General features: G+C 44.2%; 10 protein-coding genes, 1 tRNA gene and 1 rRNA gene. 9 read left to right on the top strand and 3 right to left on the bottom strand.

Annotation, left to right across the window (positions count from 1 at the left end):
- The first annotated feature begins 41 nt into the window (after positions 1–41).
- The 9 genes from rrf to ACE4RR_RS01440 all read left to right on the top strand — a co-directional run bounded on the left by rrf (position 42) and on the right by ACE4RR_RS01440 (position 7,652).
- Positions 42–158: ribosomal RNA gene (rrf, locus tag ACE4RR_RS01480) — 5S ribosomal RNA — on the top strand.
- Between the two features lie 471 nt (positions 159–629).
- Positions 630–1,562, top strand: coding sequence for an ArsR/SmtB family transcription factor (locus ACE4RR_RS01475; protein WP_375533606.1), 933 nt, complete (start codon positions 630–632; stop codon positions 1,560–1,562).
- A gap of 245 nt (positions 1,563–1,807) precedes the next feature.
- A complete protein-coding gene (locus ACE4RR_RS01470; protein ID WP_375533605.1) occupies positions 1,808–3,574 on the top strand; it encodes a glycoside hydrolase family 2 protein in 1,767 nt (588 codons plus the stop codon).
- A 113-nt stretch (positions 3,575–3,687) separates the two neighbouring features.
- Complete coding sequence (locus tag ACE4RR_RS01465; RefSeq protein ID WP_375533604.1) at positions 3,688–4,965, top strand: extracellular solute-binding protein; 1,278 nt, start codon at positions 3,688–3,690, stop codon at positions 4,963–4,965.
- Positions 4,966–4,994: 29 nt separating this feature from the next.
- Positions 4,995–5,564, top strand: coding sequence for a carbohydrate ABC transporter permease (locus ACE4RR_RS01460; protein WP_375533603.1), 570 nt, complete (start codon positions 4,995–4,997; stop codon positions 5,562–5,564).
- On the top strand, positions 5,522–5,866 hold the full coding sequence (locus ACE4RR_RS01455) for a carbohydrate ABC transporter permease (protein WP_375533619.1): 345 nt from the start codon (positions 5,522–5,524) through the stop codon (positions 5,864–5,866). Before ACE4RR_RS01460 ends, ACE4RR_RS01455 begins: the two co-directional genes overlap by 43 nt.
- A complete protein-coding gene (locus ACE4RR_RS01450) occupies positions 5,863–6,714 on the top strand; it encodes a carbohydrate ABC transporter permease (RefSeq protein WP_375533602.1) in 852 nt (283 codons plus the stop codon). The genes ACE4RR_RS01455 and ACE4RR_RS01450 overlap by 4 nt, the downstream gene beginning before the upstream one ends.
- An 18-nt stretch (positions 6,715–6,732) precedes the next feature.
- On the top strand, positions 6,733–7,410 hold the full coding sequence (locus ACE4RR_RS01445; protein WP_375533601.1) for a YesL family protein: 678 nt from the start codon (positions 6,733–6,735) through the stop codon (positions 7,408–7,410).
- Between the two features lie 166 nt (positions 7,411–7,576).
- Positions 7,577–7,652: transfer RNA gene (locus tag ACE4RR_RS01440), tRNA-Thr, on the top strand.
- 225 nt (positions 7,653–7,877) lie between these two features.
- On the opposite strand, the gene ACE4RR_RS01435 is transcribed toward ACE4RR_RS01440, so the two are convergent.
- The 3 genes from ACE4RR_RS01435 to ACE4RR_RS01425 are packed head-to-tail and all read right to left on the bottom strand — an operon-like array spanning position 7,878 to position 11,593.
- Positions 7,878–8,975: a Ger(x)C family spore germination protein gene (locus ACE4RR_RS01435; RefSeq protein WP_375533600.1), complete on the bottom strand. Its 1,098-nt coding sequence runs from the start codon at positions 8,973–8,975 to the stop codon at positions 7,878–7,880.
- Positions 8,972–10,066 carry a GerAB/ArcD/ProY family transporter gene (locus ACE4RR_RS01430; RefSeq protein ID WP_375533599.1) on the bottom strand — a complete coding sequence of 365 codons (1,095 nt, stop codon included), beginning with the start codon at positions 10,064–10,066 and terminating at the stop codon, positions 8,972–8,974. The genes ACE4RR_RS01435 and ACE4RR_RS01430 overlap by 4 nt, the downstream gene beginning before the upstream one ends.
- A gap of 24 nt (positions 10,067–10,090) precedes the next feature.
- Positions 10,091–11,593, bottom strand: a complete 1,503-nt coding sequence (locus ACE4RR_RS01425) for a spore germination protein (protein WP_375533598.1) — start codon at positions 11,591–11,593, stop codon at positions 10,091–10,093.
- Positions 11,594–11,764 lie beyond the last annotated feature (171 nt).

Raw genomic sequence — 11,764 nt, 5'->3', positions numbered from 1 at the left:
GGGAATACATTTTCTCCTAAAGGCACCGATGTGCCGCATTGTCCGGTGACGACAGCGAAGAGGTCCCACCCGTTCCCATGCCGAACACGGAAGTTAAGCTCTTCAGCGCTGATGATAATGAAGGGGCAACCCTTTGTGAAAGTAGGACGCTGCCGGGCACGATAGAAAAAGCCGCCAGAACTTCGAGTTCCGGCGGCTTTTTTTGTATGGGCTGCCTTCTGCGTTGGTTTCGAAAAGGGGGATACCTTCAAAGAGAAAGGGATAAGCTTGTGGTCCGGGGGAAACCCCACCTCGGAACGGGAAAGGAGCATGGCGCGGGGGATAGAGCCATCGCAAAGCGGGATACTTTCTCGCCATCAGGGGAAACGCGCCATGAAAGAAGTGAAACGCTAAGCCAAGCGTGGATAAGCCCTCCGAACAGGTGATATGCGCTCGGGAAGGGGGAAACCACGGAAAAGAAAGGGATAAATGTGTCATCCGGGGGAAAACCCGAGCTGAAAACCTATTTCCAACAAGAAATTTGGATTAGTGATAAAATAGTAATTGATTTAATGTTATAATTATGAACAATTATCAAAGCGCTGCTCCGCGCCACGGCATTCCAGACATATTTCGCAGAGGTGGTCCCCTTGTTAGAGCTGTCCATAAACGAATTAGACAAACTAAAACTGGTGTCTCACGCATTATCATCAGAAATTCGTCTAAAAATGATAAATCTTTTAAACAAACGTACGATGAATATACATGAATTAGGCCGGGAACTCGACATTCCTCTGTCGACTGCAGCCTCCCATATTAAAGTACTCGAAGAGGCATTTCTCGTGATTACCGAGCTCCGCCCTGCCAAAAGAGGGGTAATGAAGGTATGTACGAGGAACTTTGATGACATTCATATTCAATTGAATAGTCCGCCGGAGCATCCGATGAAGCATCGGGAAAGCTTTGAAATGGAGATGCCGATCGGGCATTATGTGGATTTTCAGGTATCACCTACCTGTGGAATGGCCAATGCTGACGGGGTATTAGTGCCTGAGGATGATCCTGTTCATTTTTATAATCCGATTCGGACCCGGGCGCATCTGATTTGGACGCGCAAGGGCTATTTTGAATACAAATTTCCCATCATTATTCCAAACGATGTCAAAATAAAAGAGATAGAGTTTTCAGCGGAAATATGCTCGGAGGCACCCAATTATGATCATAATTGGCCTTCTGATATTACTGTCTGGATGAATCAGGTCGATATTGGCACATGGACAAGTCCAGGAGATTTTGGGGACCGGCCGGGCAGTTTGAATACCGGGGCCTGGGGAACCTCGACAAATACGCAATACGGTGTCTTAAAAACATGGAAAATCACGGAGGAGCAAACGACGATCGATGATGTGTTTCTGTCAAATTCGACGGTAAATGATCTCCTCGTCGGCAGCAATTCGATCTTATCCGTCAAAATTGGAATAAAGGATGATGCCGTCCATAAAGGCGGAATAAATATTTTTGGGTCGGAGCTGGGGGACTATCCTCAGGACTTACAATTAAAAATTTTATATGCAAAATCATAACTATCTTATTGCAGTGCGCGATAAGGTAGTTTTTTAATCGTTTTTGTTCATGAGAATGGCACGAAAAGGACAGAAGCAAAACTTTTAATGAAACAAAATAATTGTTTTAAAACAAAATAACAATAAAAAACTATTGACTGTTGAACAAAATCCCCTTATTCTTGCATTAACATCAAATGATAAGAAAAAACAGAAAACAACCAAAAAAGAAACATAAATATGGAGAAAAAAGGAGAAATGAGAAGATGAATGAAAACTTTGCGTTTCAACGAACAGAATATCCGCGTCCACAATTCAAACGAAATTCCTGGATGAATTTAAATGGAGCATGGTCCTTTGATTTTGATGATCAAAATGAAGGGGAAAACAAAAAATGGCAGGAGGGTTCAAAACTTTCTCATACCATTCAAGTGCCTTTTACATATGAAACAGAAGCGGGCGGAATTGGGGATACGACCTTTCATCCATACGTATGGTACGAGCGTTCATTTACAGTTCCGGAAAAAGAATCCGGGAAGCGAGCCATATTACGGTTCCAAGCTTCTGATTATTTAACGAAAGTGTGGGTGAACGGGCAGTACATTGGGGACCATGCCGGCGGCAATGCTGCATTTTCATTCGATATTACGAAAGCGCTTTCGGAGAGTAGAAGCAACCAGCTTGTTGTCAAAGCAGAGGACAGTCAAAGCTGCTCCCAGCCGCGCGGAAAGCAGCGCTGGCGTGATGAGAATTTTGGCTGCTGGTATGTACAGACAACGGGGATATGGCAGACGGTCTGGCTTGAATTTTTACACGAAGAAAGCATTCAGAATGTGAAAATGACACCGGATATTGATACGAACAGTATCACATTCGATTATTCGTTCGCAGGAGAAAGTGGCAGCCGCAGGAAGGTAGAGACAAAAATTAGCTTTAAAGGGGAAGAAGTAAAACACTTTTCATTCACTCCAACCCTAAAGCACGCGAGCATGACCGTTGATCTACTTGCCGAGATTCATGAATGGAAGGTGCTTCATTGGACCCCGGAGCATCCGCATCTCTACGATGTCAGCTTTTCCTTATACGTTGATGACGCGCTGGTTGATCATGTCGAATCGTATTTCGGCATGCGCAAGGTGTCGATTAAGGACGGTCAGGTGCTCTTGAATAATCGGCCGGTATATCAAAAGCTCCTGCTTGATCAAGGATATTGGAAAGAGACAATGCTGACTCCGCCGTCGGATGAAGCGATGCTTGAGGATATTGATAAAACGATAGCTATGGGCTTTAACGGCGTAAGAAAGCACCAAAAACTTGAAGATGAGCGGTTTTTATACTGGTGCGACAAAAAAGGCCTGTTGGTCTGGTCGGAGATGGCCGCCGCGTACGAATTTACCGATGAAGCAGTCAAAAATTTCACCGAGGAATGGATGGCGATCATGGAGCAGCATTATAACCATCCTTCCATCGTAACCTGGGTGCCATTCAATGAGTCATGGGGTGTTCCGAATATTTCTCATGATAATAAACAACAGAAATTTACAGAATCGATTTATTATTTATCGAAAACGATCGATTCCGAGCGGCCGGTCGTCGTCAATGACGGATGGGAGCATACGATTTCTGATATATTAACCTTTCATGACTATGAGGAAGCAGGAGACGTTTTCACCAGGCGTTACGAAAATAAAAATGACATTGTCGAGAACCGGATTTCGCATAATAACAATAAATACGCCCTCGCCGAAGGTTATCAATATAAAGGACAGCCGGTCATTATCAGCGAATACGGAGGCATTGCTTTTAACGAAGGAAGTGGCTGGGGCTACGGACACCAGGTCGATTCGGAGGAAGAATTTTTACAGCGGTATCAATCGATTACCGATGCGATTAAAGCGCTGCCGTATATTGTAGGGTACTGCTATACGCAGACGACTGACGTTCAGCAGGAAATTAACGGCTTGTTAAAAGAGGACCGAACACCAAAAATCGCCATGGACAAGATAAAGAAAATTAATGATTCAAAACGGTAATCACAAGAAAAATGCAGCAATATCACGGAGAAAGGACTGGGTTATTGCTGCTTTTTTTTCTACAAAATGAAAGCACTTTCAATTAATAGAAAATTCTGAAGGAGGGGGATGAAATGAAGCAGAAAAGTATCATATGGCTAATGGCCGGTCTTCTTATGCTGCTGCTCGCAGGCTGCGGGGAGGACTCTCAGACAACCAGAGACGGCAGGGTTCAGATTGATTACTGGGTGTTATTTGGCGGCGGCGACCTCGATTTTATGCAGGAAATTGTCGACGATTACAATGAAAGCCAGGATGATGTCTATGTCAATGTAGTACTGCAGGATTATGATGAGTATTATACAAAGCTGACGACAAGTGTCGTGGCCGATCGAGGTCCGGATGTGGCAGTCAGCCACGCGGCGGTGCTTCCTGATTTGGTCAATCAGGGGCTGACAATGCCGCTTGATTCAATCGCAGAGGAAGCGGGCTTAGACTGGGAAACCTATAACGAAAATATCGTAGATTCGATTGAAGTAGAAGGAGAACGACATGCTGTGCCGCTCGATACGCACCCTATGATCATGTATTTTAATACCGATTTAGCAGAAGAAGCCGGCATGGTGGATGAAAACGGAGAATTGCTGCTGGAAGAAGAATCGCCGGAATCATTTTTAGAATTTTTAGGACGTCCTAATGACGAAGGGATGGAAGCAAGTCCCATCGCATTGTCGACAGGGGGAGCGGACGCCTACAGGTTATGGTGGGCATTTTACCATCAGATGGGCGGAACACCAATCTTTGATGCAGAAGATTTAAATGACGTCAAAGTTTCCCTTGATAAAGAGACTGCAGTAGAAGCGGTGAAGTATTTGAAAAGCTTCTATTATGAAGAAGAGCTGATACCCCTTAATTCAGCTGACTTTTTTCAGGATTTTCAAAGCGAAAGAACCGTTGGAATTATGACAGGAGTGTGGGGGACAGGAACGTTTGAAGCGACCGACTTAAATATTCAGGCCTATCCCATTCCGTCGGTATTTGGCGAAAAAGCGGCCTGGGGTGATTCTCACACGCTGATTATGCCGATCAAGGATGATACGAATACCGAAAGACAGCAGGCATCGATGGATTTTATCGAATACGTGACGACACAAGGTGGGTTAACTTGGACAGAAGCAGGTCATATCCCCGCAGATAATGAAACGGTTGAGTCGGACGAGTTTAATGCAATGCCGAACCGCTCCGAATATGCGGAAGTGGCCGATTATGTTGAATATCCACCGAAAACTATTTATTACAGACCAGCAGAAACAGAAATGACACGCAGCATTGATGAAATTCTAGCAGACCGTGTCAGTCCCGAGCAGGGAATAGACGATATGGTGAATGAATTAGAAGCCATTGTCAATTAATGAAAACGGGATAGAAAGGAGTTATTTTCGTGGAAAAATCGTACTGGAAAAAACAATTGCGGCCGATTCCGTTTCTCCTTCCATTTCTAATTGCTTATTTACTGTTCACCGTGTATCCCATCTTCAAAGGGATGCAGATGAGCTTTTTTGAATGGACATTAATTGAACAACAGGAATTCATCGGCTTCGATCAATATACACGGTTATTTACAGACCCAAACTTCTGGGAAGCGTTTCGAAATACGACCTTGTTTGTCGTATTATCTACACCGGGCATGGTAATTCTTGCTCTCGTTCTGGCTCTGCTTGCAAATATTAATTCTAAAATGAAAACGTTGTTCCGGGGAGCCTATTTTGTTCCGAGTATTTTATCTGTTTCCGTTATTTCATATGTAGCGATTTTTATGGCGCAGCCCTATAACGGAGTCATCAATAATGTAATTCAAATGTTTGGCTTTGATATTGAACCATTCTGGCTTGACACTCCTTCGCTTGCCTGGGTGACGATTATTGTGGTGACACTTTGGTGGACAGTCGGTTTTAATATGATTCCGCCCTGCAGGATATACCGGATGACCTGTACGAGGCAGCGGAGGTAGACGGAGCGACCCGGATGAGCATGTTCTGGTCTATCACACTGCCGCAGCTGTTTCCGATCGCAAGAATTGTGCTGCTGCTGCAGGTGCTTGCCTCCTTTAAAGTGTTTGCTCAGATCTTATTAATTACCGATGGCGGGCCGGGGACTTCCACCAGACCAATCATCCAATATATTTATGAAATGGGATTTGAACGCTCAGACCTTGGCTATGCGGCGGCCATGTCCTATATTCTATTTATTCTGCTGCTGCTGTTATCGATTGTTCAGCTCCGATTCGGCGGACGAGGGGGGAGGATCATATGAGTAAAAACGGCCAAACCTTACTGGAAAAAAAGAGAGATCCCTTTCATTTAGTAAAGGTAATTATCGCGCTTATTGTGGCATTAGTATTCATTTTTCCGATTGTCTGGATGCTGTTTGTATCATTAAAACCGATCAACGCTGTCTCAACGGAGCCGCTGGCATGGTTTCTACCGCCATATACGTTAGAAAATTACATTAAAATTATTAGCGGTAGCGACGTGTTTTTATGGACGTGGAACAGCTTTGTTGTCGGGGTGATCACAACAATTGTGACGTTAATTCTCACGTCACTGGCAGCGTTTGCTATATCAAAAATGGATTTTCCATACCGCCGCTTCATCTTTGTATTCTTTTTAGCCGGGCTGATGGTGCCGGGCGAAGCGATGATTATTCCGCTGTTTGAAATCGTCGGCGATATGAATATGCTCGACACCTATGGCGGTCTCGTGCTGCCGATGGTCGCAACCCCGCTCGGTGTAGTTATTTTAAAAAGCTTTTTTGACGGAGTCCCGGATGAGCTGATTGAAAGCGCCAAAATCGATGGATGTGCTGACTGGCGGCTGTATTGGAACATCGTGCTTCCATTGGCTAGGCCAGCGATGGCGGCAATCGGTATACTGACTTTTATCGCTTCCTGGAACAACTTTTTGTGGCCATATCTCGCGATCGTTTCAGAAAGTCTGTATACACTCCCGGTTGGTATTCCAGTATTTAATTCCGCCTACACCGACACGTATGTGGAACCAATGACGGTAAATGCACTCGCTTCTCTGCCTGTAATTATTGCCTTTCTTATTTTCGAAAAACAGATCATCAAAGGCGTAAGCTTCTCAGGTATAAAAGGATAAGAAAGGAGAGGAAAAAAGATGGGAAAAAACGGTGATACAAAAAACATGCTGCACCTAGCAATCGATGTCATTATTCAAATAGCGTATGTGAATGCGCTGTGGATTGGCTTTTCTTTGGCCGGCGGCGTCCTTTTCGGAATTTTTCCAGCGACGATGGCTTTATATGAAGTAATTCGTAAATGGGAAACGGAAGGGTTCGATCAAGGTGAAGGCACGTTTGTCACCTTTAAGAAAACCTTTCGCAATAGCTTTCGAAAAGCAAACCTGATCGGTGTGGTGCTGATAGGGACCGGTGGATTTCTTGGTTTGGATCTTTATATCGCATCGGGCATCGATCATGCGGCAGGCTTCGTCCTCACGTTTATATTCTCGTTATTAGCAGTACTGTATCTACTTTTCCTTTTATTTATATTTCCAACAGCAGTCTCCTTTGAAAAGCCCCTGCCCGGGCAGATGAAGGACGCTATGCTGATCGGATTGGCCTCTATCCCTTATGCATTTCTAAACATAGCGGCCTCCGCAGCGGTTCTCTTATTTCTTCTATTTATTATGCCGGCTGCAGCACTGTTTTTCGCCATCCCTCTCCTGGCTTTGATTAACATGAAAATAGGAAGGAGTGCCATACAGCGGGCCGAAAGAAAACAGGAAAAATGGGGATTGAGCAAGACGGCTTGGAAGCCAGTTCAGGAAAACTGAATAAGAAAACAGTCAATCTTTTGCTCCGTCGAAAGGTTGGCTGTTTTACGTTTCTTTCATACAAAAATTTTCTGTCAAAACTTCCGCAAATATCCCTTGACCACTACGTGTGACAGTGATAATATACAATATGCAGTCAAAGTTTCTTGATGAAATTCTTCCATAAGCTTCCTTAGCTCAGTTGGTAGAGCGCATCCATGGTAAGGATGAGGTCAGCGGTTCAAGCCCGCTAGGAAGCTCCATACATATTGTTGCTACTGCAAGGGTTTCGACTAAATCGGAGCCCTTGTTTTTTTAAAATGATAAGATAGTACGTTAAAAATACTTAGATTGAAGAACGCAAGGCGGCTACTCCCTCCGTAGGGAGCAGCGCCGTCTGAAAATCCATTCTGGCGAAGCTTTGCTGAGACAGGATTAAGCCCCACGGAAAGCGTCCGCCTGGAGGGATGAAATCAACAAAAACCAGCTTAATCGGACACCCCGGAATGAACAATTTGAACATTTGTAGTCACTTGAATATCAAGATCGGGGTATTTTTCATTCCAATTCTTCTCGTCCCATTGCCGAGTACGTGTTTTTACTTGATCTCCAAAGCCGATCGGATCGACTTCCTGTTCTTGAAATTCTTTGATCAATTTTTCGGCATTTTGTTGAATTTCCCTTTTCACTTTCTTTTTGATTTGTTTCACTTTAGATGGAGTCAATTTTTCGCCTGAATATTCATTAATGAAGCCCTTCATGTCCAGGTTGACAGAAATAACAGGAGTCTGGTTTCCGCGTTTAATTTTATAGGTCGAGTGAGCCTGAAGGTTTTGAATGGTCGCAAATTCGTGTTTCCCAAGGTTTACCTCGTACATGCCTCTTTTAAAACGCTCGACAAGCATCTTAAAGACAAAGGCGTCCTTTAAATTAATCGTGGAGACCAGTTTGTCTTCTTTCATAATCGCAAGGCCCTTTAATTCAATCTGATCATTCACCTTCTCTATTATAGGAAGATAAGGGTCCATTCCCCTGCCGTAGTATCTATATAAGAATACATGTAAGTTAGTGGTGGGAAGACCCTGGGATTCGATATTCTGATCGATAAGGCTGGACAAATAGCTTGAAACTTCATCCTCCAGAGGGGATTGTGTGGTTAGAAGCTGCTTTACATTTCCGTTCACTACACATAGATAAATGCGGCGCCCTACCACAGGATCACGCCGCAGAGTGTCCACCAGGCGCATAATTCCTCTTTCCGCTAATTCATCATTGTACATTACTACGGACAGCTTGCTGCTGTTAAATGTTTTGGGAGACCTCGCGCTCAGCTCTACACGAAGATCCTTACTAGTGTGAGAAGTGGTCGTAATGGTCGCACTTTTGGCCATCGAGCCTTTAGCCATCGGGAGCTCCTGTTCTTCCTGAAATAAAGGGATGCTCACGGACCCCTCCACCATATCTTCTCCGGCCCAATCATATCCCAGTGCATGGATAAGCTCTACTTCATCAATAATTTCCGGCTGAACACAGCCAGGTGTAACAATAAGTAAAGAAAGAAGAAAACACGTAATTATTTTTTTCATGATTTTTTTCTCCTTGTCCCAGTAACGATTTTTTGTGCGATCCACAATAATGGAATATACACATAGACGTAATAAAAGCCTGTTTCTGAGACGACGGTGTTCAATGTATCTATAGCCTGTCTTGTTTGAAAAAGAGAGGACAAAAGCAGCAGTAATCCTAATAAGCCTAAGAGAGTTTTTCGCTGGTCCCATGAGAACAGTAGCCTCATTCCCCGGCTTGCTGCCCAAAAAGCTAATCCCACGTTCGGGAGAATAACCAGCATCCAAAGTGCGACTCCAGTCGATTCGAATCGTTCGACAAAAGGCAGCTCAATAATCTGCCATATGGTAATTGTCGGCCAAATCGTGGATTGAAGCTGCCCCTGGCTGTAAAATAATGTGGTAATAACAGCGATGTAGGTATATATCAAAATCGATAGCCCATTTCCCGCCAGAGCCCACTTCAGTCCTGCCTCCGGCTTTTTAATAAAGGGATAGTAAATAAAGGCAAGTTTTACCCCTAAAAAGCTTAATGTCATCGTTTTTATTGACCTCAAATAATCCATCGCTCCGTGGTCAAAAAACGGCTGGAGATTGCGATAATGAGCAAATTCCAACGGAGCCAAAAAGGAAAGAAGGCTTACAAGGGTTATTAACGTTCCGAAAAAACAAAAACCGACCACAGCCCGAAACCCTTTTGTTACTAAAAATAAAACCAATAGACAAAGATTTAAGGCCATCATCCACGTAGGCAATTGAGAAAACACCCACAGCTGGATCACCTCAATATAGGTTCTTGCGACCACCAGTCCCAATGCAAAGAAATAAACCAACAGCAGAAAGCTGAGGAAGTTTCCTATCCATTTTCCAAATATCTCCCGATGTATCGATATAATGTCACCGTTGCCTTGTTTAAGAATACTGAAAGTGAGCCAAATCGTAACAGACATACAAATGCCGGAGAGAACAACAGCGATCCAGGCTTCATAAGTGACGTCTTCCGCTACATATCTCGGGAATCCCAATACCCCTACGCCAATCTGCATGGAAGAAATGATAAAGAATACAAGAAAAGGGGGGATCAAGTGGCGTTCAGGTATGGTAGAAGACACGTTTCTCCCCTCCTTTTCTTCGTATTAATCATCAATGTCTTTCTTTTGCATGGCCTGTTTTTGATCAAAACGATAGACTGTTTCGGGCCTCAGGTGCTGCGGCCTTTGAGATTGTCTATTAAATGGCAGACGGATAATCGAATCTTTAAAATCCTGCAGCCGGGGTGGATATAAAGGTGCCAGATAAGGCCTTCCAAGAGAAGTCAATCCCAGTAAGTGTACGAGCAGAAAAGCAAAGCCCAGTGCTACGCCTATTAGTCCCCAAAGCTGAGCTAGAATTAAAAAGGGAAAGCGGATAAGCCGAATGGTATTACCAATTCTGTAAATTGGGGTCGTAAAGGAAGCTAAAGCTGCCAGGGCGACGATAATTAACAGCACCGTACTCGTCAGGCCTGCCTCCACGGCCGCTGTTCCGATGACGATCCCTCCTACAATACCAATCGTCTGACCAACCTTTGTAGGAAGACGGGCTCCGGCTTCGCGCAGCAGCTCAATGGCAAGCTCTAAAAATACGGCTTCAATAATCGGTGGAAATGGAATCGCTTCTCTTGATAGGATTAACGTGGATAATAAATCCTTAGGTATGAGAGCAGCGTGATAGGTGATGACGGCCACATACAGAGGAGTTGCCAGAATACTGAAGGCAACAGCAAACAAACGAATCATTCGAAACACAGAAGCGATATGCCAGCTTAAAAAATAGTCGTCAAAAGAAGAAAAGAATTCAATAAACGTGGTCGGCCCGATGATTGCAGTCGGTGAACCGTCTACTAATACAGCGACCTTGCCTTCCGCCAGGGCAGCGGCCACTCGATCGGGCCGCTCTGTGTCTATCAGCTGCGGAAAGGGCGAGTTTGAATTGTCTTCAATCATTTGATTAATATAAGAGCTGTCATTGATGTGATCATAATCGATATCCTGAATGCGCTGAGTCATTGTCTGAACATTTTCCCGATCCGCTATTCCGTCCATGTACATAACCGCCACTTTCGTTTTAGAAAGGGAACCAATGCGGAATTCTTTCACCTTTAAATTAGCATCCGGAAGCCGCTTTCTCACCATACGGAGGTTGATATCAATCGTTTCCACAAACGACTCTTTTGGTCCAATAACACTAAACTCCACCTCCGGAATGCTGATATCCCGCACGGTTGTGGAAACAGCGGGAATCAACAAACCGGGGAGAGTGGGATCCTCCTGGATCATTACGTGGCCATCCAACAGCTTTTGTTCCATTTCTTGAACAGTTGCAGGAAGAGTGATTTTGTCAATTGGAATTTTGTCTTTCAGCTCTAAAAGACTCTGATATTCCTCCGATTGGACAACCGGGAGAATGTGATGATACAGAGTGACTTCGTCTATGATCGGCTGGTAGTACGACAGCCAATAAGGGTGGTTCGCATTAGGATGATAAGCGTGAACAAAATCTTCAGAGCTCGTCATCTTATTTATCAAAGCAGGAATTGTCTGCTCCGCAGTTTCATTTGGTTTCGTCTGCTGCTTTTGCAGCCACCATAACCATCGCATGTATAATCTTCCCTCCCTGCCAGGGCTGCCCCATATTCCTTCATCTTCGTGGTAATCCATTGCTGGAGGTATTTTGTATGTATGATTGGATCATCCAACATTTTTCGCAGTTATATAAGTAATATGGATAACACAAGAAAATTTATTCACCGGGTGGAATGTCGTTAGGAA

Source organism: Alteribacillus sp. HJP-4 (genome assembly GCF_042139015.1).
GTDB lineage: Bacteria > Bacillota > Bacilli > Bacillales > Marinococcaceae > JBHIKY01.
Note: the sequence above shows the minus strand (reverse complement) of the source record. Positions and strands in the feature narration are given on the sequence as shown.